Source organism: Glycomyces endophyticus (genome assembly GCF_039531525.1).
GTDB classification, from domain to species: domain Bacteria; phylum Actinomycetota; class Actinomycetes; order Mycobacteriales; family Micromonosporaceae; genus Glycomyces; species Glycomyces endophyticus.
The window spans coordinates 18,462-40,651 of the sequence record NZ_BAAAQF010000015.1; the positions used below are offsets into that span (position 1 = coordinate 18,462).

Here is a 22,190-nt window from a genome sequence, read left to right on the forward strand (position 1 = left end):
CGCATTTGCGACACTAAGGTGGTCTCCCGTACCTGCGGCGCCCTTGCCGCGCATCTGGAACGGGAGCCACCATGCCGCGCACTGCCTTCCCCCCGCACGTCCGCAAGCACCGCTGGGCGGGCTACACGTACTGGTCGCGGATGTCCTGCGCCGAGGCCCCGCGCCTGGACCCGGTCGTGCTCATCGGCGGTGCGCTGCACCGCAAGGAGGACTGGGGCCGCGTCGAGCAGGGGATGCTCGCGGTCGCCGACGTCCTGTGCCCGGACCTGCCGGGGTGGGGCGAGGCGGACCTCCTCCCGCCGTACCTGGGCCCGGACGTCCCGGTGGAGGCCCTGGTGCGCCTCCTCGACGACCTCGGCATCGAGCGGGTCAACGTGTTCGCGGGCTCGTACGGGTCCTCGGTGGGGTACCGGCTCGCGCAGACCCACCCGGACCGGGTGGCCCGCATGGTCCTGGCGGGCACCATGGGCGGCATCCCGCTCGAGTCCCGCCCGATGATGCGCGCCGCCGTGGCCCTGGCCGAGTCGGGTCCGCGCGAGCGCTTCGGCCCGGCCGCGATCGAGGCGCTCATGAGCCCCGAGCCGGACATCGCCGGGAAGGCCGTGGTGCGCCGCATCATGTCGATGCGGTTCGGCTCGGCCGACGACGCCGACCTCGCGAAGTTCATCGCCAACACGCACCGGCTGCTGTCGCGCCAGCTCATCGACCCGTCGATCCCGCCCGCGGCCCCGATGCTCTTCACCACCGGCGAGCACGACAACCTCACCCCGCCCGCGCTCTGCCGCGACCTCGCGTTCACGTGCCCGGAGTCCTGGTACGTCGAGTTCGCCCGCGCCGACCACCTCATCCACCTGGAGCGCCCGGCCCAGCTGGTCGACCTCATGACCCGCTTCTTCTCCCTGGAGGAGCTCGGCGACCTCCCCTACGCCACCGCGGTCGAGGACCTCCGCCGCGTCCCGGTCCCCGTCTAGCGCAACGCAAAAGGGCCGGTCTCCCTCTCGGGAGACCGGCCCTCGGCCTGTGGAGCTTAGGGGATTCGAACCCCTGACCTTTTCATTGCGAACGAAACGCGCTACCAACTGCGCCAAAGCCCCTTGCGGCGACAAGATTAGCACGGCCGGGAACGGGGCCCGCAAGGGAGTTGTGTGGGGCGGGTCTCGTCAGATCCAGGAGTCGAGCCACATGCGGGCCTGCCACTCCTCGCGGGGGAGGGCCTCGCCGGTGTAGATCGGCCAGAAGTAGGCGAAGCAGAGGACGACGACGGCGACGAAGGCCCCCGCGATGAGCGCGCCGGTGAGGCGGCGCTCGGGGGACGCGAGGGAGGTGCCGCCGCGGCGGTGGCGGCCGACGATGAGGCCGAGCGCCCAGGTGACCGCGCCGATGAAGAAGGGGACGGCGGGGGCGGTGTAGAAGAAGAACATCGTCCGCTCGGGGTAGAAGAACCACGGGAGGAGGCCCGCGCCGATCCCGGTGAGCAGGAACCAGGCCCGCCAGTCGCGCTTGGCAACCGCCCACACGAGGAGCGCGAGCGTCGCGGGCACGAACGTCCACCACAGCAGCGGCGTGCCGAGCAGGAGCACCTCGGCGGCGCAGTCGGCGGCGCCGCAGTTCACGTCGCCGCTCCAGTAGAAGACCACGGGCCGGAGGTTGAGGAGCCAATCCCACGGCCACGACTGGTAGGCGTGCTCGGACGAGAGGCCCTCGTGGAACTGGAGGACGCTCAGGTGGTACTCCCACCAGTTCACGAGCGCGCCGACGACGGGCGGCTCGGGCTCGCCCTGGTCGGCGAGCCAGTGCCGGTAGGAGCCGGTGTCGTTGAGGAACCAGCCGGTCCACGACAGGAGGTACACGCCGACGGCGAGGAGCCCGAACCACAGGTTCTGGCCGAACTCGTAGATGACGGTGTCGCGGAAGGGCTTGCGGGCGCCCGCGTCGGCGCGCAGGCGCCAGTCCCACACGATGTAGAGCACGATCACGGCGATGATGTACCACAGCGCGGACCACTTGGTCCCCATGGCGAGCCCGAGGAGGACCGCGCACGCGATGCGCCACCACGGCATGCCGAGCCGGGGGCGGCGGCGCCGGGCGTCGAGGCCGGCGTCGAGCGCGGCGAGCCAGCCCGCGCGGCGCCAGTCGCGGTCGCGGACCGCGCAGTACATGGCCGCGAGCAGGAGCGTCGCGATGAAGATGTCGAGCAGCGACGTCCGCGAGAGCACGAAGTGGCTGCCCTCGACGGCGAGGAGGAGCCCCGCGGTGCCGCCCAGGAGCGTCGAGCCGGTGAGGCGGCGCATGAGCCGGATGAGGATCGCGACGCCGGCGACGCCCGCGGCGGCCGCGGCGATGCGCCAGCCGACCTCGTCGTAGCCGAACGCGATCTCTCCGAGGCTGATGAGCCACTTGCCGAACGGCGGGTGCGCGACGTACGCCGACCCCGTCGTGCCCGCGTCCCACTCGACGCCGTGCGACAGCATCGAGTGCGCGTCCTGCGCGTAGTAGACCTCGTCGAAGATGAGGCCCTTGGGGTGGTTCAGGCCGATCAGGCGCAGGACCGCGGCGACCCCGGTGACCGCGAGGGTCACCCAGAGGGCGCGTCGCGAGTCCTCCGGGAGGGTGCTCCGGAGGCGCGCGCGGACGGCGGGGAGGGGACCGGCGGGCGGGGCCGGCCGCCAGGCGGCGGGCGGCTCCACGGGCCGGACTGCGGTGGCGCTCACCGGGCCGAGTCTAGAGTGACCCTCAGTGCACCAGATCCTTCGGGGGCGTGAACTCGCCCTCGCCGTTGATCTCCCACTGGGCGGCGAGGATGTCGCCGACCGCGTTCGCGGGCTTGCCGAGGTTGGCGTCGCCGACGAAGTTCTGCGGGCTGTCGGGGTCGGCGACGAACGCGGCCGCGGCGGCGTTCGGCGTGAAGCCCACGAACCAGTTGGTGGAGTTCGAGTCGGTGGTGCCGGTCTTGCCCGCGACGGGCCCGTCGACCTTGGCGCTGACCTGCTCGGCGGTGCCCCACGTGCAGTTCCCGGCGGCGGCGCCGTACCCGGTCGGGCAGCGGGCCGCGTCGACCGCGGCGCGGGCCACCTCGACGCTGATCGCCTGGGTGCACTCGCTGTCGAACGCGATGACCCCGCCCGAGTTCGTGATCGCCGAGGTCACCGGCGTCGGCGTGCAGTACACGCCGTCGGCCGGGAGCGCCGCGTACGCGGCGGCCATGTCGAGCGGCGTGGTCTGGGTGACGCCGAGGACGAACGGCCCGTACGTGTCCGGGTAGTTCTCGACGTGGCTCAGGTCCAGCGGGTTGCGGAACTTGATGCCGAGGCGCTCGGCCACGTCGATGGCCTTCTCGACCCCGACGCGCTCGGCGAGCTGCACAAAGTACGTGTTCACCGACTCGCCGAAGCCCGTCCACATGTTGTAGTCGCCGACCTCGGAGGCCGAGGCGTTCTTCGGGCACCAGTAGTCCCCGCAGGCCGCCTCGCCGTCGCCGACGACGTACTCCGACGTGTACTGGTACGGCGAGTAGATCGTGGTGTCCAGCGGCATCCCGTCCTCGAGCGCCGCGAGCATCGTGAACATCTTGAACGAGGAGCCCGCCTGGTACCCGGCGACGTCCGAGTTCCCGCTGAGCAGCGGGTTCGTGGTGTTCGGGTAGGAGCCCTTGTACTCGTCGTTCGCGGTGTTGGGCCCGTTGTCGGACACGTCGTTGGAGTAGTTCCGGTTGACGGCCATGACCTCGATCGCGCCGGTGCCGGGCTCGACGACCACCGAGCCGAGCGCGTACTCCGAGCCGGTCTCGATCTGGTTCTCGATCGCCTCCTGCGAGGCGTCCTGGAGCTCGGTGTTCAGCGTCGAGGTGATCTGGTAGCCGCCGCGGTACAGGCGGGCCTTGCGGACCTCCTCGGACTCGCCGAAGTCCTCCTGCTGCTCCCACCACTTCTCAAAGTAGTCCACGAAGAAGCCGTAGTCGGAGTCGATCGCGCCGCCGGAGGTGTTGTTCGCGTTCTGCGGGTTCAGGTTCAGGTCCTCGTCGCGCGCCGCGGACCCCTCCTCGGAGGTGAGGTACCCGACGTCGACCATCCGGTTGATCACGTGGTTGCGGCGGACCTTCGCGGCCTCGGACGAGCCGTTGATCGGGTCGTACTGGCTCGGGGACTGCACGAGGCCCACCAGCATCGCCGACTCGGCCGTCGTCAGGTCCGCGGGGACCTTCCCGTAGTACACCTGGGCGGCCGCGCCGATGCCGTACGCGCCGTTGCCGAAGTACACCGTGTTCAGGTAGTTCGTGAGGATGTCCTCCTTGGACATCTCCTCTTCGAGGGCCAGCGCGTACCCCATCTCCTTGACCTTGCGGTCGATGGTGACCTCGCTGGCGGACGCGACCTCCTCGGGGGTGGTCGCGGTGTAGGAGAGCACCTGGCGCACGTACTGCATGGTGATCGTCGAGGCGCCCTCGGAGGTGCCGCCGTCGGCGAGGTTCGTGACCAGGGCGCGCATGACGCCTTCGGGGTCGACCCCGTTGTGCTCGAAGAAGTTCGAGTCCTCGGTGGCGACGAGCGCCTGGATCACCGACTCGGGGATCTGGTCGTACTCGAGCTGGACCCGGTACTGGTCGCCGAACGTCGCGATGACCGTCTCGCCGTCCGACGCGAAGAGCGTGGACGACTCGGGCGCGGGCGGCAGGGTGAGCTCGTCGGGCAGGTCGAGGACCGCCTCGGAGCCGACCTTGGCCAGGCCGCCGATGCCGCTGGTCACCGGCAGGAACGCCAGGCCGACCACGAGGCCGAACGCGACCGCCACCGGCACGAGCGCGAACATGGCGCGACGCTGCACGGCGGTGATGGGTCCGAACCAGGTCTGCGCCACCGGTTTCGAAGAATCACTCACGCTTGTCTCCCGAGGAGCCCCGCAACGGGGAAGGAACGGTCATTTCAGTTGGACGCGGCGAACGCGCCGACTCAGGCGGAGTTCCGGGGGCGCCACAACTCTACGACGCGCCGAGGGGGCGGTGTTGACGCAGTCCGTCCGGGTGGGGGCGATTACAGCTCGTCCGGGCGTTCCGCGCGCCGCCCGCGGCGATCATGCACCGGCTGCTACCGGGTCGGGACGGACCGCGGGTGCGGCCGTTCACCACGCGAAGGCGAGGGCGGCGGCCAGGACGGCGCCGGCGAAGGCCCAGCACAGGCCGATCGCGCCCGAGCGGCCGTCGTAGAGGCGGGTCGCGCCGGAGGCGCCGACGAGCGCGAACGCCGCGACCATGAACAGCACCAGGGCGGGCGCCCAGCGGAGCAGGAGCCCGCCGGCGCCGCCGACGTAGGCGTTGTGGGCGTCGGGGCCGGTGGCGCGCGCGGGCAGCTCGGCGCCGACGTCGGCGGCGGTGGCGTCGCCGGTGAGCGAGAGGGGCCGGGACCAGCCGGCGTCGGCGGTGAACACGCCGGTGCACGAGGGCGCGAAGCCCTCCTGGCAGGAGGTGACCGCGACGGTGCCGTCCTCGGCGTGGCCGACGCTGATCCACAGGGCGGGGGCGGCGGCCCACGCGAAGAACATGAGGAGGCAGGCGCAGACGAGGACGCCGAGGAGCGCGGGGCCGAGGCGCTTGGGCTCGCGGCGGCGCTGGGGGCGGGCGGGGCGGGCGGGGCGGCGGCGCTCGGTCTCGGCGGCGCGCTCCCAGACGGCCCGGATCGCGGCCATGCCCTCGGACTGGGAGCCGAGCGGGCTGCGCTGGGCGACGGCCCGGGGCGGCTCGCCGCCCGCGGGGTCCCAGTCGGCGGGCCCGGCGGGCCCGTGCTCGACCGCACCGTAGGCGGCCGGGAGCTCGGGCACGGGGGCGGGGCGGCCGGGCTCGTAGCCGGCGGGCTGGGGCTGGGGATCTGCCGCGCGGTGTGTTCCAGACATACCGGTTATTGCATCACCGAATCGCCGAAGCCGGGCGCAATCGCGCAGGGATAGTGTGTCGGCGTCAGCCGACGGAGTGGTGACCGGCCGTGACCTGGCAGTCGACGCGGTCGGAGGGTGCTCGTCCAGATGGCAGGACGGATACCATGGGGCGCATGACTCACGTACTGACCGCGCTGGCCTGGCCCTACGCCAACGGCCCCCGGCACATCGGACATGTAGCGGGATTCGGGGTCCCCGCCGACGTCTTCGCCCGCTACATGCGCATGCGCGGTCACGACGTGCTCATGGTCTCCGGGACCGACGAGCACGGCACCCCGATCCTGGTGCAGGCCGACTCGGAGGGGCTCAAGCCCGCGGAGGCCGCGGCGAAGTACAACCGGATCATCGTCGAGGACCTGGACGCGCTGGGCCTGTCGTACGACCTGTTCACGCGGACCACGACCGGGAACCACTACAAGACCGTGCAGGAGCTGTTCTCGACGCTCTACGGCAACGGCTACATCCTGCAGAAGAAGACCCTCGGCGCGATCAGCCCGTCGACGGGCCGCACGCTGCCGGACCGGTACATCGAGGGCACGTGCCCGCACTGCGGGTTCGACTCGGCGCGGGGCGACCAGTGCGACAACTGCGGGCGCCAGCTCGACCCGGTCGACCTGATCGACCCGAAGTCGCGCATCAACGGCGAGACCCCGAAGTTCGTGGAGGAGGACCACTTCTTCCTCGACCTGCCGGCGTTCGCCGACGCGCTGAACGCGTGGCTCGACACCCGCACGGGGTGGCGCACGAACGTCGTGCGGTTCACCAAGAACCTTCTCGACGACCTCCAGCCGCGCCCGATCTCGCGCGACCTGGACTGGGGCGTGCCGATCCCGCTCGACGGCTGGGTCGACCGCAAGGACAAGCGCCTGTACGTGTGGTTCGACGCGGTCATCGGGTACCTGAGCGCCACCATCGAGTGGGCGCGGCGCTCGGGCGACCCGGACGCGTGGAAGCGCTGGTGGCAGGACCCCGAGGCGGTCTCGTACTACTTCATGGGCAAGGACAACATCGTCTTCCACTCCGAGATCTGGCCGGCGATGCTGCTGGGCGCGAACGGCGAGGGCGCGAAGGGCGGCGAGCCGGGCGCGCTCGGGACGCTGAACCTGCCGACCGAGGTCGTGTCCTCGGAGTTCCTGACGATGGAGGGCAAGCAGTTCTCGTCGTCGCGGCGCGTGGTGATCTACGTGCGGGACTTCCTGGAGCGGTACTCCCCCGACGCGCTGCGGTACTACATCTGCGCGGCCGGACCGGAGAACCAGGACTCGGACTTCACGTGGGCGGAGTTCCTGCGCCGCAACAACGACGAGCTCGTCGCCGGCTGGGGCAACCTGGTGAACCGGTCGATCGCGATGGCCGCGAAGAACTTCGGCGCGGTCCCCGAGCCGGGCGAGCTGGAGGAGGTCGACCGGGAGCTGCTGGCGGCCACCGCGGCGTCGTTCGAGTCCGTCGGCGGCCTCATCGGGCAGAACAAGGTCCGGGCCGCGATCGGCGAGGCCATGAAGACCGTCGCCGCCGCGAACAAGTACCTCGCGGACACCGCGCCGTGGAAGATGAAGGAGGACCCGAAGCGCCAGGGCACGGTCCTGTTCACCGTCCTGCAGGCCGTCTCGGACCTGAAGACCGTGATGAGCCCGTTCCTGCCGCACTCCTCGCAGCGCGTGCACGAGCTCCTCGGCGGCGAGGGCGTGTTCGCGCCGATGCCGCACATCGAGGAGGTCGGCGACCTCGACGGGGGCGGCGCGACCGACGGCCCGTACCCGGTCCTCACCGGCGACTACTCGGACGTCCCGAAGTGGGAGTCCGTGCCGCTGGTCCCGGGCACGGCCCTGGACAAGCCCGTCCCGGTGTTCGCCAAGCTCGACCCGTCGATCGTCGACGAGGAGATCGCGCGGCTCGACTCGTAAGGCGTGAACGCAGCGGCCCCCGGCGATCCGCCGGGGGCCGCTGCGCGTTCGAGCCTTCAGACCGCGGGCGCCAGTTCGGCGCGGCTGACCCACTTCTCGTAGACGCCGCGGCGGACCGCCTCGGCGCCGGTGCGCGACAGGACGTCGGGGCTGGGCCGCGAGAGCCGGAAGCGGGCCCACTCCTCGTCGGCGTCGACGAGGGACCCGGGGACGCCGTTCCAGACCGCGCGGGCGGCCTCGCGCAGGACGCGGCGCACCCGGTGGGCGCGGCCGGTCTCGACCCCGGATATCGGCACGGCGGCGGCGTGGACGGGCGTCCACTGCTGGCCGCCGTACCGGAACAGCTCGGCCTCGGTGCCGCTCTCGTTGTAGCCCAGGAGGGACGCGCCGTCGGGGAGCGGCAGGTCGGTGAGGTCGGCGGTGACGTGCTCGGGCAGCAGGTGCGCGGAGGAGATCGCGAAGCCGGTGCCGAGGACGGGCGCGCCGCGCCGGTCCGACGACGGCATCGCCGTCAGGCCCTCGTAGTCGGGGGCGACCGGCGCCTGGTAGTCCGCGGGGTCGGCGACGGCCCAGCGGAGCGCGAAGACCCACGGCTCGCCGTGGTCGGACTCGCCGCCGAGCACCGACCGCGACGCCGGGGTGCGCAGGTGCGCGGTGTCCCTGCGGCGGTAGCAGAACCCGCCGGGGACGGCCGCGGTCTCCATGAGGCGGGCGATCTGCGCGGCGGTGACGGGCCGCTCCATGAGGTCGCCGGGGGCGAGCGGCGCGGAGCACCGGACGCGGTCGAGCAGGACGCGCGCGGCCGGCTCCAGGTGCGGGGTCTGGGTGAGGCGCCGCACGTACGCGAGGTCGATCCCGGGGGCGAGGGGCACCGTCAGGGCGTGCTCGTCGGCGACGGTGACGGGGACGCCGTCGCGCAGGATCTCGCTGGCGTGCGCGAACGCCCGGTACGGGTACTCGCTGCCGGCGCGGGGGTCGGGGAGGAAGTCGGGGCGCGGGAGCGCGGAGAACAGCTCCCAGGCGGCCCCGTCGGCGTAGGCGGCGCCGGGGAACCGCTCGCCCTGCCATTCGACGGTGTGTGTCCGGAGGTGCGTCGGTTCGGCCGGGACGGCGGGGCGGCGTTGCTGGAGCGCTGCGGCGCGGTTGCGGCGGGACGCGAGGTCGCGGGTCATGTGCGGCTCGATTCGTCTGCGCGGGTGCGACGGCGGTGTCGCCTGGTGTTCGTGGCGGTGGGCCTGCGGCCGGTTGACGGGGCTGCACGCCAACGTAAGCGCGCCCTGTCAGGCGCGCATGTCCGGAAAATGAAGAAGGTGTTACGGGCCGTCCGCGGCGCAGTTCGCGGGCCGGAGGCATCGACGGCCGTCGCTAAGATGCGCGGAAACCATCCCGAGCCCCCACCCACCCACGAGGGGACCGTAGCCGCCAGCATTGCCGAGGGGTCCGACAAGAACCGGGCCCGCGGCGCACATGTCACCCGAACGGGTGCGGCGTGATCCGTGGCATGGTTGGGGCGTGTACCGATCCGAACCCGCGCCGGCGCCCGAGCCGCTCCCGTTCCCCGTCGCCGACAGCCACACCCACCTCGACCTCGTCGACACCTTCGGCGCCGACGAGGAGCTCCCGGTCCCCGCCCCCGACGCGCCCGAGGTCCGCGCCCGCCTCGACGAGGCCGAGGCCGCGGGGGTCGCACGCGTGGTGCAGGTCGGCACCGACGTCGCGTCCTCGCGCTGGGCCGCCGGCCTCGCCGCCGCCGACCCGCGCGTGCTCGCCGCCGCCGCGCTGCACCCGAACGACGCGCCGCGCCTCGCCGACCTCGACGCGGCGCTCGCCGAGATCGACGCGCTCGCGGCGCTGCCGCGCACGGCCGCCCTCGGGGAGACCGGCCTCGACTACTTCCGCACCGACGAGGGCGGCCGGGCCGCGCAGCAGCGCTCGTTCCGCGCGCACATCGCGATCGCGAAGGAGCGCGGCAAGGCCCTGGTCATCCACGACCGGGACGCCCACGAGGACGTCCTGTCGATCCTCGAAGCCGACGGCGCGCCCGACCGGGTCGTGCTCCACTGCTTCTCCGGCGACGCCGCGTTCGCGAAGGAGTGCGCGCGGCGCGGGTTCTTCATGAGCTTCGCCGGGAACGTGACGTTCAAGAACGCGCAGCACCTGCGCGACGCCGTCGCGGTGGCTCCGCCGGAGCTGGTCCTGGTCGAGACCGACGCGCCGTTCATGGCGCCGGTCCCGGTGCGCGGGCACCGGAACCACCCGGCGCTGACGAACTACACGGCCCGGTACCTCGCCGACTACCTGGAGCGCGACCTCGCGGCGTGGTGCGAGCGGCTCTGGAGGAACACCGAGGCGGCGTTCGGCGAGTGGTAGGCGGGGGCCGGACCCCCGGCCCGGAACCTGCCGCTCCGACCCGCTCGCGAACCGGAACCTGACGTTCCGCTCAGGACACGTCGACTTCGGCCACGGCCGTGGCGGTGGTCCCGGCGGCGTCGGTGAGGGTGAACGTGAAGACCCACCGGCCCGCCTCGCCGAGGTTCGCCTCGCCCGCGAGGATGCCGGTGCGCAGCTCGATGAGCCGCAGCTCCTCGGGCTCCTCGCCTTCGAGGCCGTAGACCGCCTCCCACTCGACGGCCGCGAACGCGGCGCCTTCGAGGTCGTCGGCGAGGATGCGGACGCTGTTCGCCCCGGGGCGGCCCGGTTCGAGCACGAGCTGCGCCGTGTAGACGTCGGTGGTCACCAGCACGGCCGTCTCCGTCGAGGCGTTCTGGGTGGTCTCGGCGTCGAGCAGCGCGGTCTTGGCGGGCACGGCCTGCACGAGCACCGCGACGGCGCCGAGCACCGCCGCGAGGAACACGGTCTCCACGCCGGCCATGAGCCGCAGGCGCCTGCGGCCCTCGGCGCCGCGCACGAGCGCGCGCCGGGTGAGCAGGCCGATGGCGACGAGCGCGATGAGCAGCCCGGACTTGAGGAGCACCAGGCGCCCGTACTGCGTCTGCGTCAGCGCCTCGACCGAGTCGATGTGCAGCAGCGACGAGGCGATCCCGGCGACGATGAGGTTCGCGAGGAGCCACGGCACCAGGGCGATCCACAGGTCCGCGGTGCGGTCGGGGATCTCGGCGTCCTTGCGGAACGCCAGCAGGAGCAGCGCGAACACGCCGCCGCCCCAGGCGAGCGCGGTCACGAGGTGGACCCAGTCGGCGACGAACGCGACGACGACCGGGTCGGAGGCCATCGGGTGGCCGGCGAGCGGCCAGGTCGCGCCGAGCGCGAGCCCGGCCGCGGCGAGGCCGGCGGTGACGGGCCGCCCCGGCTCCTCGGGGCTGGTGACGACCGCGCGCATGAGCGGCAGCGCGAGCAGCACCAGCAGGAGCCGCAGGAGCGCGGCGAGGCCGATGTTCGACTGCATGACCGACTGGAGCCCGGCGGCGTCGAGGTCGGAGACGCCGGTGCCGGTCTCGTACGCGGCCTGGAGCGGGAGGCCGAGGACGGCGGTCATGGCGACGACGGCGAGGCCGAGGGCGACGAGCCGCGCGGCGGCCTCGCGGGGCCGTGCCCCGGCGACCAGGAGGATGCCGGCGCCGAGGGCGAGTGCCAAGGCGGCGTAGCCGAACCAGCGGTTGCCGTACAGGAGCGCCTGCACGAACGGGTCGGTCCCGGCGGCGGTGAGCGCCTCGGCGCCGGGGGCCTCGGTCTCGGTGACGACGGAGTACGTGAAGGTGCCGGAGACGGGGTGCCCGTCGTCGGAGACGACGCGGTATCCGACCAGGTAGGTGCCTTCGAGGTCGGCGTCGACGGCGATGGTGACCGTGGTGCCGTCCTCGCTGCGGACCACTTCGGTGTCGGCTCGGTCACCATCGGGAGCCACGACGCCGGTGCCCGCGTCTACGGGGGTGACTGGTTCGTTGAACTCGACGACGACTTCGCTCGGGGCCGCGTCCAGGACCGCTCCGGAACCGGGGCTGGTCTCGGTGGCGGCCGCGTGCGCCGAGGCCCCCGAGGCCCACAGCACCCCGATGAGGGCCGCCGCGAGCGACGACCAGGCGAAGCGGGCGGCGAGCCGCCGACCGGGGGCCGCGCCGCGCCGGGCGGTGCGTGGGCTCCGGGCGGTGGGGCGGCGCTGGGTGGTCAGGCGGTACGGCATCGCCGCTGAGCGTACTCGAAACCGCTTCGTGAATCGAGTGTTGGACCGGAGAAAGGCTGAGCGAGGCACATGGGCTCATCAGATCGGAAGACCGAGCGCAGGAAGGCCGCCGAGGCCCTCCGGAAGCAGCAGGCGGCGGAGGCGCGGCGCCGCAAGATCCTCCTGTGGGTCTCGATCGGCGCCGCGGTGGTGCTGATCGGCGGCCTCCTGGGGTGGGGCGTCTGGTACAACAGCCAGGGCGACGACTACGAGGTGAACGAGCCGACCGCGGCCGTCACCGACACGTTCGGGGTCGAGGTCGGCGACGGCCCGGTCCAGGTCGACCTGTTCATCGACTACATGTGCCCGGCGTGCAACCAGTTCGAGTCGGCCTACGCGGCGAGCATCCAGTCCTGGGTCGACGCCGGCTCGGTGACCGTGGTCTACCACCCGATCACCATCCTCGACCGGCTCTCCTCGGGCACCCAGTACTCCACGCGCGCCGCGGCGGCCGCGGTGTGCGCCGCCGACGCGGGCCAGCAGCAGTTCCTCGACTACACGACGGCGCTGTACGAGAACCAGCCCGCCGAGAACTCGACGGGCCTGACCGACCAGGAGCTCATCGCGATCGGCACCGACGACGTCGGCCTCGACGCGACCTGGCAGGCGTGCGTCGAGGACGGCACCTACAAGGGCTGGGTCCAGGACGGCACCGCGTGGGCGACCGGCGACGGCGGGATCCAGGGCACCCCGACCGCGAAGATCGACGGCACCGCCGTCGAGGACAACTCGCAGTTCGCGGAACTGGTCGAGGCCGCGATCGCCGCCGCCTGACCGAGCCGATGTGACAGGGGCGCAGCCGTTTCCGGCTGCGCCCCTCGTGGTGTGCCCCGGTCAGCGCCGCAGCGCGGCCAGAGCGGTCTCCAGGGAGAAGCCGAAGGGCAGTTCGAGCCGGTGCCGGTCGAGGAGCGCGGCGTCGGCGAGGATCTCGGCGGTCGGCGCGTCGGCGGCGACGCGGCCGGCGTCGAGGATCACGGCCCGCTCGCACAGCTGGAGGGCGTACGGCAGGTCGTGGGTGACGAGCAGGAGCGTCGGCGCGGTCCGGTGGAGGATCGCGGCGAGGTCGCGGCGGCTCGCGGGGTCGAGGTTCGCCGACGGCTCGTCGCAGACGACGACGTCGGGCCGCATGGCGAGGACCCCGGCGAGCGCGGCGCGGCGCTGCTGGCCGACCGAGAGGTGGTGCGGGGGCCGGTCGGCGAGGTCCGCGAGGTCGACGTCCCGCAGCGCGGCCGCGACCCGTTCGGCGAGTTCGGATCCGCGCAGGCCGAGGTTCGCGGGGCCGAAGCCGACGTCGTCGGCGACCGTGGGCATGAACAGCTGGTCGTCGGGGCTCTGGAAGACGATGCCGACGCGGCGGCGGATCTCGGCGAGGGTCTTGCGCTCGACCGCCACGCCGCCGACGGACACGTCGCCCGCGGTGGCGGTGAGGAGCCCGGCGAGGTGGAGCATGAGCGTGGTCTTGCCGGCGCCGTTGGGGCCGAGGATCGCGACGCGCTCGCCCTCCTCGACGCGGAGGTCGACGCCGTTGAGGGCCCGGTGGCCGTCCGGGTACGCGTGCGTGAGTCCGCGGATCTCGAGGGCGCTCACAGGGCCGCCGCCGTCCACGCGGCGACCGCGACGGCGACCGCGGGGACGGCCATGGCGGCCGTCCACTGACGGGCGCTCGCGGGCGCGGGCCCGACCTCGAGCGGGAGCCGCCCGGTGTAGCCGCGGGCGGCCATGGCCTGCCAGACCCGTTCGCCGCGTTCGAAGGAGCGGATGAAGACGGTGCCGAGGCTGCGGGCGAGGGCCCCGGCCTGCCACAGGAACCGCGGGTCGTCGCCGCGGGCGAGGCGCGCCAGCCGCATCTGGGTCACCTCCGCGACGGTCAAGTGCGCGTAGCGGATCGCGAACGCGGTGATCTGGAGCAGGAGCTCGGGGCATTTGAGCCGCGAGAGCCCGGCGAGGACGCCCGCGACGGGCGTGGTCGCGGCGAGGAGCAGCGCGGCCCACACGCCGAGGGTGGCCTTCGCGAGGAGGTTCCAGCCGGCCCACAGGCCCGGTTCGGAGACGGTGAGGAATCCGAGGTGGACGGCGGGGCCGTCGACCATGAACGGGAACGCGAGCGCGAGGACCAGGAACGGGGACTCGACGAGGCTCCGCGTGAGCACCCAGAGGGCGGGGACGCGGGCGAGCGCGAACAGCCCCGCGAGGACGGCGGCGTGGACCCCGAAGGCCCACACCGCCTCTCGCGGGGTGGCGGCGATCGCGCAGGTGAAGGCGACGAGGCCGACGATCTTCACCTGCGGGCGCAGCCGGTGCAGCGGGGAGTCACCGGGCCGGTGGAGGCCGTCGACGGCGTTCACGCGCGCTCCTCCCTCGGGTTCGTCACGCCCGCGCGTCGTTCGCGGGGGTCTTCTTGCCGCGGGCGAGCAGCCAGAAGAGGCCGGTGGCGACGGCGAGGGTGAGGAGGACGCCGAGGACGCCGGCGAGGGACGCGCCGAGGACCTCGTTGTCGAGGAACGACATGCCGTAGTCGGCGAAGGCGCCGCCGATCTCGTGGTCGCCCGCGGCCTGGAGGACGCAGGCGCCGCCGGTGATCTCTCCGTCGGCGGTGTCGCAGCCGGTGAGGAGCACCGATTCGAGGCCGTCGGGGGAGGCGGAGGCGAACAGGGACACGACGCCGGCGAGGACGAGCGTGACGACGGTGCCGGCGATCAGGAACTTCTTCATGCGGCGTCCTTCAGGGTGTCGGCGGGGGCCGCGGCGCGGGCGAGCGGGGTGCCGCGGAGGGCGTGGACGAGGTCGGGGCGGGCGACGGCGACCGCGGTGACGGCCCCGGCGGTGATGACGGCCTCGCCGATGCCGACGAGCACGTGGGTGCCGAGGATCGCGGCGGCCATGGCCCCGAGGGACTGGCCGACCTCTTCGCCGCCGAGCCAGAACTGGAGCACGAACCCGGCGGAGGCGGCGACGACGCTGACGATCGCGGCGGCGAAGACGGCGACGCCGAGGCCCCAGCGGGTGCGCGGGAGGACCTTGAGCGCCAGCGCGAGCACGCCGTACGCGGTGAAGGTGGCGATGAGCGCCATGTTGACGACGTTCAGGCCGAGTGCGGTGACGGCGCCGTCGGCGAACAGGAGGGCCTGGATCGCGATGACGACGGTGACGCAGAGGGCGCCGAGCCAGGGGCCGAGGAGCGCGGCGGCGAGGGCGCCGCCGAGGAGGTGCCCGGAGACGCCGGCGGCGATCGGGAAGTTGAGCATCTGGGCGGCGAAGATGAACGCGGTCGCGAGGCCGGCGAGCGGGACGAGCCGCTCGTCCAGGCCGCGCCGGGCGGCGACGGTGCACCAGCCGACGGCGAGCACGGCGATGAGGGCGAAGATCAGCGACGTGGGGCCGTCGATGACGTCGGTCGGGATGTGCAGCGCGAGGTCTACCACGGGCGGCGCGCCTTCCTTATGTGTCCGGGGGGAGTTTTCGGCGGCCGCCCTGCCGGATGCAGGGCGCCCACGCTGGAATCAACAACCCACATCGGGCTATTGCAATTATTTTGCAATAGGGCGGCGCCGATCGTCAACCCGAACGGCGCTATTTGGGACGCGCCGTTCGAACAGGGAGCGTCGAGCGTGCTCCCAGGGGATTGTCAGGGACGGAAGGTAGGGTTGCGACCTGTGAACGTACGACTTCAGGCCGGGGAGACGGCACCGGATTTCACGCTCGCCACGGACACCGGCGACACGGTGACCCTGTCGAGCCTTCAGGGCCGCAAGGTGATCCTGTACGCGTACCCGCGGGCGATGACCCCGGGCTGCACGAAGGAGGCCTGCGATTTCCGCGACAGCCTCGCGAGCCTCCAGGCCGCCGGGTACGCGGTGCTGGGCATCTCCCCCGACGAACCGGAGGAGCTCGCGAAGTTCGTCGAGCGCGACGGCCTGACCTTCCCGCTGCTGTCCGACCCCGAGCACAAGGTGCTCGAGGAGTACGGCGCATGGGGCGAGAAGAAGAACTACGGCCGCACGATCACGGGCGTCATCCGGTCGACCTTCGTCATCGACGAGCAGGGCGACATCGAGGCGGCGCAGTACAACGTGAAGGCCACGGGCCACGTCGCGCGGTTGAAGAAGCAGCTCGGCCTCGAGGACTAGCCGCAGGCGGCCGCCCCTGCCGGGCCGGCCGCCTGCGTCGTCTCCGCTACTCCGCGGCGGCGGTCCGCTCGACCGCGTCGGCCGTCACCGTGCCGTCGTCGGCGGTCTCGCCGGTGACGGTGACCGTGTCGCCCGCGGCGAGGCCGCTCAGGTCGATCGCCTCGCTGGAGGTGACCGCGGTGTCGTCGCCCGTGATCACGGTGACCTCGGTGCCGTCCTCGGTGGTGATGGTGACCGTGGCCCCGTCGACGGCGGTGACGGTGCCGGTGGTCTCCTGGCCGCCGAAGCCGCCGGGCATGCCGCCGCCGGGGAAGCCGCCTTCGGCCATGGCGCTCATGTCGGGCATCCCGCCGGTGTCGGCGGTCCCCGTCCCGGCGTCGGCGCCCCACTGCTGCTGGACCGCGACGCCGCCGGCGAAACCGCCGGCGACGAGCACCGCGGCCGCGATCCACTTGGTGGCCTTGTTCGTCCAGGGCCGGCGCTTCGCGAGCGCCTGCTCCAGGTCGTCGGGCATCGGCGCGATCTCGGGCGGGTCGTCGTCCTTGACCGCCTTGAGCAGCACGGTGTCGCTCTTGGCCATGCGGGTCTCCTTCATTCGTAGCGGAGGGCGTCGATGGGGCGCAGCTTCGCGGCGCGCGAGGCGGGGTAGCCGCCGAAGAACAGGCCGATGCCGACCGAGACCCCGAGGGCCAGGAGCACCGTGCCGGGGACGATGACCGTCTCGTATCCGGCGATCGTCACCGAGGACGCGAGGTAGGCGAGGCCCACGCCGAGGCCGCCGCCGAGCAGGCTCAGCGCGGTCGCCTCGATGAGGAACTGGGTGAGGATGGCGCGGCGGGGCGCGCCGAGGGCCTTGCGGATGCCGATCTCGCGGGTCCGCTCGGTGACCGAGACCATCATGATGTTGGTGATGCCGATGCCGCCCACCAGGAGGCTGATGCCGGCGACGGCGCCGAGCAGGAGCGTGAACGTCTCGGCGGTGTCGGCCTGGGTCTCCAGGAGCTCGGCGGCGTTCGTGATCGAGTAGGGCGCGGTCTCGTCGGCCTGGACGCGCATGAGCCCGTCGAGGACGGCGGCGGTCTCCGCTTCGGCGGCGTCGACGGTGTCGGAGCCGGTGGACTGCACCAGGATCTGCGACAGGGCGCCGTAGCCGGTGAGGGTGCGCTGCACGGCGGTCAGCGGTGCCACGACGAGGTCGTTGTCGTCGCCGAACCCGGTCGAGGAACTCTGCTCCTCCAGGACGCCGACGACCGTGTAGACCGCGCCGCCGAGGCGGACCTCCTCCCCCACCGGGTCGTCGCCGCCGAACAGCTCGTCGGCGACGGTGGACCCGACGACCGCGACGCGCGCGCCCGCCGCCACGTCGGACGCGGTGATCCCGGTGCCTTCGGCCACGTCGAAGTTCGCGGCCTCCAGGTAGTCCTCGTCGGAGCCGACGACCGAGCCGACGTCGTACTCCGCGCCGTCCCACACGGCCGTCGCGGTCGTGGTCGCGACGGGCGAGACCGCGGCGACGTCGGGGGTCAGCTCGGAGGCGTCGAGGCCTTCGGCGATCTCGGCGGTCAGGTCGGTGAACCGCACCTGCGTCCCCTGCGAGCCGGAGGCGGTCACGGTGAGCGTGTTGGTGCCGAGCGCCTCGATGGACTCCTCGACCTCCTGCTGGGAGGCGGTGCCGACGCCGACGAGGAGGATCACCGAGGCGACGCCGATGAGCACGCCGAGGACGGTGAGCGAGGAGCGGAGCTTGTTCGCGGCCACGCCGCGCAGCGCGAAGCGCAGGATCTCGGCGGCGCTCATCGGGTCGCCTCCAGGCGGGCGGTGTCGGAGACGACGTCGCCGTCCCGCAGGCGGATGACGCGCCCGGCGCGCTCGGCGACCTCGTCCTCGTGCGTGATGAGGATGATCGTGCGCCCGGACTCGTGGAGCCGGTCGAACAGGTCGAGGATGTCGGCGGTGGAGCGGGAGTCGAGGTTGCCGGTCGGCTCGTCGGCGAGCAGGAGCGAGGGCGCGGTGACCAGGGCCCTCGCGACGGCGACGCGCTGCTGCTGGCCGCCGGAGAGCTGGTTCGGCTTGTGCCCGGCCCGGTCGGCGAGCCCGACCTGGGCGAGCGCGGCCGCGACCCGCCGGCGCCGGTCGGTCCGCGAGACCCTCGCGTAGGCGAGCGGCAGTTCGACGTTCGCGGCGGCGGTGGTGCGCGGGATGAGGTTGAACGCCTGGAAGACGAACCCGATCCGCCTGCTGCGCACCAGGGACTGGGCGCCCTCGTCGAGCCCGGCGACGTCGACGCCGTCGAGCCGGTACGAACCCGAGGTGGGCTGGTCGAGGAGTCCGAGGATGTGCATGAGCGTGGACTTGCCGGAGCCGGAGGTGCCCATGACGGCGACGTACTCGCCCTGCTCGACGGCGAGGGAGACGCCGCGGAGCGCGTGGACGGCGGTCTCGCCGTGCCCGTAGACCTTCGCGACGCGGTCGAGCGCGATGACGGTGCCCATCAGCTGCCTCCCGGGAAGCCGCCGCCACCGCCGCCGGGGAAGCCCCCGCCGCCGCCGGCCGGGAACTCGCCGCCGCCGGGGAACTGCATCTCGGTGCCGGCGTCCTCCTCGTCGGTGACGACGAGCGCGACCGTGTCGCCCTCGGCGAGGCCGGAGGCGATCTCCACGGTGCTGTCGCCTTCGAGGCCGATCTGCACGGTGGTCTCGGTCTGGGCCCCGTCGTCGCCGATCACCGTGACGGTGCCGGTGTCGCCGGAGACGTCCACGGCCGCAGCGGGAACGGTGAGCACGTCGGCGGCCTCCTCGACGGTGATCGCCACCGTGACGGTCTGCCCCAGGCGGACCTGGTCGGGCAGTTCGTCGAGCGCGAGCGTCACGTCGTAGGTCGCGACGTTCCCGGTGGTCCCGGCGGTCGGCGCGACCGCGGTCAGCTCGGCGCCGGAGGTCGCGTCGATCGCGTTCCAGGTGACGGTGCCGGTCTGGCCGACCGCGACGTCGGCGGCGTCGGCCTCGGCGACCGCGGCGGTGACGCGCAGGTCGGCGAGGTCGGCGATCTGGATGAACCCGCTGGAGGAGGAGTCGGCGGTCTCGGCCGAACCGCCGGTCCCGCCGGAGGACCCGGCGCTCGCGCCCACGGTCCCGTTCACGGCGATCACGGTGCCGGCGGCCGGGGCGGTGAGCACGGTCCCGTCGACGGCGTCCTCCGCGTCCGCCACCGCCGCTTCGGCCTCGTCGACCGCGTCCTCGGCGGCCTCGGTCTCGGCGTCGGTCTCGGCCCGGTCGAGACTCTCCTCGGCGGCGTCGAGGTTCTCCTCGGCGAGGTCGAGGTCCCGCTGCGCGTCGGCGTCGTCCACGGTCGCCAGCGTCTGTCCTTTCTCGACGGTGTCGCCGACGGCCACCTCGATCGCGGTCACGGTTCCGGAGGTCTCGAATTCGGCGGTGGCGGTGGTGGCGGCCGTGACCGTGCCGTCGGCGGCGACGGTGCGGGTGACGGTGCCGGTGGAGGCGGTCGCGGTGGAGGCGACCTGGGCGGTCCCGGCGTCCTCGGCCGTCGCGGCGTCGCCGCGCAGCAGCAGGTAGGACCCGCCCGCGCCGGCCGCGAGCACGAGCGCGAGCCCGCCGTTGACCAGCAGGGAAGGAGGTGGCTTTCGCATGCTGCGATGCTCGCGGCCGCGGCTCGGCGACAGGACCCGGTCAGCTCAAAGGAGGCTCACAGTGGCACGGGCCGGAGAGCGGCGGCGGTCGGTCATCCGCTCGCGAGGCGGCGGGGTCCGTGCGCACCGGTGTCGTGCACGCGGACCCGGCGGGCCCGCGGGACGGACCGAGGACGCCGGACGGCCCGGTCGGCTTGAGGGCCTACGACTTCGGCAGGAGCACCCGGAACGTCGCGCCGCCGCCGGGCGTGCGCGACAGCCGCACGCATCCGCCGTGGCCGGTGACGATCGCCGCCACGATCGACAGGCCCAGGCCCGAGCCGCCCTCGGCGCCGCGCACGCGGCCCTGGTCGACCCGGTAGAGCCGCTCGAACACGGCCTCGGCGTGCTCGGGGTCGACGCCGGGCCCGGTGTCGGCGACCTCGACCACGGCCGCCGGCAGCGCCGGCAGCTCGCCGACCTGTGCGAGGCACGGCGGCCCCGGGCTGTGGCTCCAGCCGATGCGGACGGCGATCCGCGCGTTCCCCGGCGTGTGCCGCAGCGCGTTCGCCACGAGGTTCGTGAGGACCTGCAGCAGGCGCGGCTCGTCGCCGGTGATGTCGACGGCGTCGAGGAACTCGTCCGCGCCGCCCGCCAGGGCCTCCAGGGCGATGAAGCGGCCGGGCGCGCGGATGTGCGCGTCGCCCACCACGTCGGCGGCGACGCCGAGCAGGTCCACGGGGCCGCGCTGGAGCGGCCGCTGCCGGTCGAGCGCGGCCAGGAGCATGAGGTCGTCCAGGAGCAGGCCCATGCGCCGCGACTCGGCCTCGATGCGCCCGATCGTCTCGTCCATGACGGCCCCCGGCGGCACCCCGCCGCGGCGGTACAGCTGCGCGAAGCCCTTGATCGAGGTCAGCGGGGTCCGCAGCTCGTGCGAGGCGTCGGCGAGGAACTGCCGCAGCCGCGCCTCCGACGCCGCGCTGTCGTCCAGAGCGGACTGGATGCGCCCCAGCATCGTGTTGAGCGCCTGGCCGAGGCGCCCGGTCTCGGTGTGCGGATCGGTGTCGGTGACGCGCTCGTCCATGCGGCCCTCCGCGATCGCCGCCGCGGTGGCCTCCATCCGGTCGAGCGGCCGCAGCCCCAGGCGCGCGACCCAGAACGCGCTCACCGCGAGCAGGAGCAGGATCGCCAGGACCACGCCGCCGCCGATGAGCAGCAGCGACTCCGTCGCCGCGCCGACGTACTCCGACGACAGCGCGTACACGACGTACCCGTCGAAGTCGTCGGCCTCCTCCACCAGCACCCGCCAGGAGTTCCCGTCCTCATCATGCACAGTGGACGGTCCGTCCGTGCGGGAGGCCAGGTCTCCCAGTTCGGTCAGCTCGGCGGCGTCCTCGCCGATGGCCCGCTCCAGCTCCCCGTCCGCCCCGTACAGGTACACGCGGGGACTGTCGGGCAGGCCCGACTGCGGCCCCGGCGGCTCGAAGTCGTCCGGCACGTCCTGGTCGAACCCGCCTTCGCGCGGCTGGTTCTGCCGCACCATCTCCGAGGCCGTGGTCAACTGCGAGTCGATCCGGTCGATGAGGACGTTCTGCAGCAGGGCCGTCGCGATGAGGATCGCAGCCGCCAGCGCGAGCGCGCACAGCGCCACGATCGTCGACGCCATGCGGGAGCGGACGGTCCAGTGCCGCCAGCGGCGGGGCCGGATCACCGCCCCCTCGGCTGCCGGAGGGCGTAGCCGAAGCCGCGCACGGTCTGGATGAGCGGCGGCTCGATCACGTCGATCTTCTTGCGCAGGTAGTAGACGTAGGACTCGACGATGCGGCCGTTGCCGCCGAAGTCGTAGTTCCAGACGCGGTCGAGGATCTGCGTCTTCGAGACGACCTTGCCCGCGTTGACCATGAGGTAGCGCAGGAGCTTGAACTCGGTGGGCGACAGCTCGATCGGGTTCCCAGCGCGGCGGACCTCGTGGACGGTCTCGTCGAGTTCGAGGTCGGCGTAGCGCAGGACGCGGTCCTCGGCGGGCGCGGGGGCCTTGGCGCGGCGCAGGATCGCCTGGATGCGGAGGACGACCTCCTCGAGGTCGAAGGGCTTGGTCACGTAGTCGTCGCCGCCGACGGTGAGGCCGGTGACGCGGTCGCGCACGGCGTCGCGGGCGGTGAGGAAGAGGACCGGGAGGTCGCGCTCGGCCCGGAGGCGCTTGGCGACCTCGAAGCCGTCCATGTCCGGGAGCATGACGTCGAGGATGACGAGGTCGGGCTCGAACCTCCCGGCGGCGCGCAGCGCCTCGCCGGCGTCGCGGGCGACCTCGACCTCGAATCCGGTCAGGCGCAGTGTCGCCGACAGGAGCGCCGCGATGTTCTCCTCGTCGTCGACGACGAGGACGCGGTCCTTGTGCTCAGGCGCTTCGCTCACCAGGGCTCCTTCTC

General features: G+C 73.0%; 20 protein-coding genes and 1 tRNA gene. 5 read left to right on the plus strand and 16 right to left on the minus strand.

Features of this window, described 5'->3' with window-relative positions:
* Positions 1-71: 71 nt before the first annotated feature.
* A complete protein-coding gene (locus ABD419_RS17460; RefSeq protein WP_344488727.1) occupies positions 72-971 on the plus strand; it encodes an alpha/beta fold hydrolase in 900 nt (299 codons plus the stop codon).
* 50 nt (positions 972-1,021) lie between these two features.
* On the opposite strand, the gene ABD419_RS17465 is transcribed toward ABD419_RS17460, so the two are convergent.
* The 4 genes from ABD419_RS17465 to ABD419_RS17480 form a co-directional block, all read right to left on the minus strand.
* Positions 1,022-1,094: transfer RNA gene (locus ABD419_RS17465), tRNA-Ala, on the minus strand.
* 66 nt (positions 1,095-1,160) lie between these two features.
* Complete coding sequence (locus tag ABD419_RS17470; RefSeq protein ID WP_344488730.1) at positions 1,161-2,711, minus strand: dolichyl-phosphate-mannose--protein mannosyltransferase; 1,551 nt, start codon at positions 2,709-2,711, stop codon at positions 1,161-1,163.
* A gap of 22 nt (positions 2,712-2,733) precedes the next feature.
* Positions 2,734-4,875: a transglycosylase domain-containing protein gene (locus tag ABD419_RS17475; RefSeq protein WP_344488733.1), complete on the minus strand. Its 2,142-nt coding sequence runs from the start codon at positions 4,873-4,875 to the stop codon at positions 2,734-2,736.
* Positions 4,876-5,115: 240 nt separating this feature from the next.
* Entirely contained in the window at positions 5,116-5,883 is a 768-nt protein-coding gene (locus ABD419_RS17480) for a hypothetical protein (RefSeq protein WP_344488737.1), read from the minus strand.
* 155 nt (positions 5,884-6,038) lie between these two features.
* On the opposite strand from ABD419_RS17480, the gene metG reads away from it, so the two are divergent.
* On the plus strand, positions 6,039-7,829 hold the full coding sequence (gene metG / locus ABD419_RS17485) for a methionine--tRNA ligase (protein WP_344488740.1): 1,791 nt from the start codon (positions 6,039-6,041) through the stop codon (positions 7,827-7,829).
* A 56-nt stretch (positions 7,830-7,885) separates the two neighbouring features.
* On the opposite strand, the gene ABD419_RS17490 is transcribed toward metG, so the two are convergent.
* Positions 7,886-9,001 carry a hypothetical protein gene (locus tag ABD419_RS17490; RefSeq protein ID WP_344488742.1) on the minus strand — a complete coding sequence of 372 codons (1,116 nt, stop codon included), beginning with the start codon at positions 8,999-9,001 and terminating at the stop codon, positions 7,886-7,888.
* Between the two features lie 340 nt (positions 9,002-9,341).
* Between ABD419_RS17490 and ABD419_RS17495 the strand changes: the two genes are divergently transcribed.
* Positions 9,342-10,199: a TatD family hydrolase gene (locus ABD419_RS17495; protein WP_344488744.1), complete on the plus strand. Its 858-nt coding sequence runs from the start codon at positions 9,342-9,344 to the stop codon at positions 10,197-10,199.
* Positions 10,200-10,269: 70 nt separating this feature from the next.
* Here the strand turns inward: ABD419_RS17495 and ABD419_RS17500 are convergent, their stop codons facing one another.
* Positions 10,270-11,970 (minus strand): copper resistance CopC/CopD family protein, encoded by a 1,701-nt coding sequence (locus ABD419_RS17500; protein WP_344488746.1) that lies wholly within the window; start codon positions 11,968-11,970, stop codon positions 10,270-10,272.
* 69 nt (positions 11,971-12,039) lie between these two features.
* On the opposite strand from ABD419_RS17500, the gene ABD419_RS17505 reads away from it, so the two are divergent.
* Complete coding sequence (locus tag ABD419_RS17505; protein ID WP_344488748.1) at positions 12,040-12,783, plus strand: DsbA family protein; 744 nt, start codon at positions 12,040-12,042, stop codon at positions 12,781-12,783.
* A 60-nt stretch (positions 12,784-12,843) separates the two neighbouring features.
* On the opposite strand, the gene ABD419_RS17510 is transcribed toward ABD419_RS17505, so the two are convergent.
* The 4 genes from ABD419_RS17510 to ABD419_RS17525 are packed head-to-tail and all read right to left on the minus strand — an operon-like array spanning position 12,844 to position 15,431.
* Positions 12,844-13,596, minus strand: a complete 753-nt coding sequence (locus ABD419_RS17510) for an energy-coupling factor ABC transporter ATP-binding protein (protein ID WP_425556102.1) — start codon at positions 13,594-13,596, stop codon at positions 12,844-12,846.
* On the minus strand, positions 13,593-14,354 hold the full coding sequence (gene cbiQ, locus ABD419_RS17515; RefSeq protein WP_344488754.1) for a cobalt ECF transporter T component CbiQ: 762 nt from the start codon (positions 14,352-14,354) through the stop codon (positions 13,593-13,595). Before cbiQ ends, ABD419_RS17510 begins: the two co-directional genes overlap by 4 nt.
* Before the next feature lie 22 nt (positions 14,355-14,376).
* A complete protein-coding gene (locus ABD419_RS17520; protein ID WP_344488757.1) occupies positions 14,377-14,721 on the minus strand; it encodes a PDGLE domain-containing protein in 345 nt (114 codons plus the stop codon).
* A complete protein-coding gene (locus ABD419_RS17525) occupies positions 14,718-15,431 on the minus strand; it encodes an energy-coupling factor ABC transporter permease (protein WP_344488759.1) in 714 nt (237 codons plus the stop codon). The genes ABD419_RS17520 and ABD419_RS17525 overlap by 4 nt, the downstream gene beginning before the upstream one ends.
* Before the next feature lie 231 nt (positions 15,432-15,662).
* On the opposite strand from ABD419_RS17525, the gene bcp reads away from it, so the two are divergent.
* On the plus strand, positions 15,663-16,136 hold the full coding sequence (bcp, locus tag ABD419_RS17530) for a thioredoxin-dependent thiol peroxidase (protein WP_344488762.1): 474 nt from the start codon (positions 15,663-15,665) through the stop codon (positions 16,134-16,136).
* Between the two features lie 46 nt (positions 16,137-16,182).
* Here bcp and ABD419_RS17535 read toward each other — a convergent pair whose 3' ends face one another.
* The 6 genes from ABD419_RS17535 to ABD419_RS17560 all read right to left on the minus strand — a co-directional run bounded on the left by ABD419_RS17535 (position 16,183) and on the right by ABD419_RS17560 (position 22,176).
* Entirely contained in the window at positions 16,183-16,716 is a 534-nt protein-coding gene (locus ABD419_RS17535; RefSeq protein ID WP_344488765.1) for a hypothetical protein, read from the minus strand.
* 11 nt (positions 16,717-16,727) lie between these two features.
* A complete protein-coding gene (locus ABD419_RS17540; RefSeq protein ID WP_344488768.1) occupies positions 16,728-17,933 on the minus strand; it encodes an ABC transporter permease in 1,206 nt (401 codons plus the stop codon).
* Positions 17,930-18,628 carry an ABC transporter ATP-binding protein gene (locus ABD419_RS17545; protein ID WP_344488771.1) on the minus strand — a complete coding sequence of 233 codons (699 nt, stop codon included), beginning with the start codon at positions 18,626-18,628 and terminating at the stop codon, positions 17,930-17,932. The genes ABD419_RS17540 and ABD419_RS17545 overlap by 4 nt, the downstream gene beginning before the upstream one ends.
* A complete protein-coding gene (locus tag ABD419_RS17550; protein WP_344488774.1) occupies positions 18,628-19,782 on the minus strand; it encodes an efflux RND transporter periplasmic adaptor subunit in 1,155 nt (384 codons plus the stop codon). Before ABD419_RS17550 ends, ABD419_RS17545 begins: the two co-directional genes overlap by 1 nt.
* 202 nt (positions 19,783-19,984) lie before the next feature.
* Positions 19,985-21,427 (minus strand): sensor histidine kinase, encoded by a 1,443-nt coding sequence (locus ABD419_RS17555; protein WP_425556111.1) that lies wholly within the window; start codon positions 21,425-21,427, stop codon positions 19,985-19,987.
* A gap of 41 nt (positions 21,428-21,468) precedes the next feature.
* Positions 21,469-22,176, minus strand: a complete 708-nt coding sequence (locus ABD419_RS17560; RefSeq protein ID WP_344488780.1) for a response regulator transcription factor — start codon at positions 22,174-22,176, stop codon at positions 21,469-21,471.
* Positions 22,177-22,190: the final 14 nt, after the last annotated feature.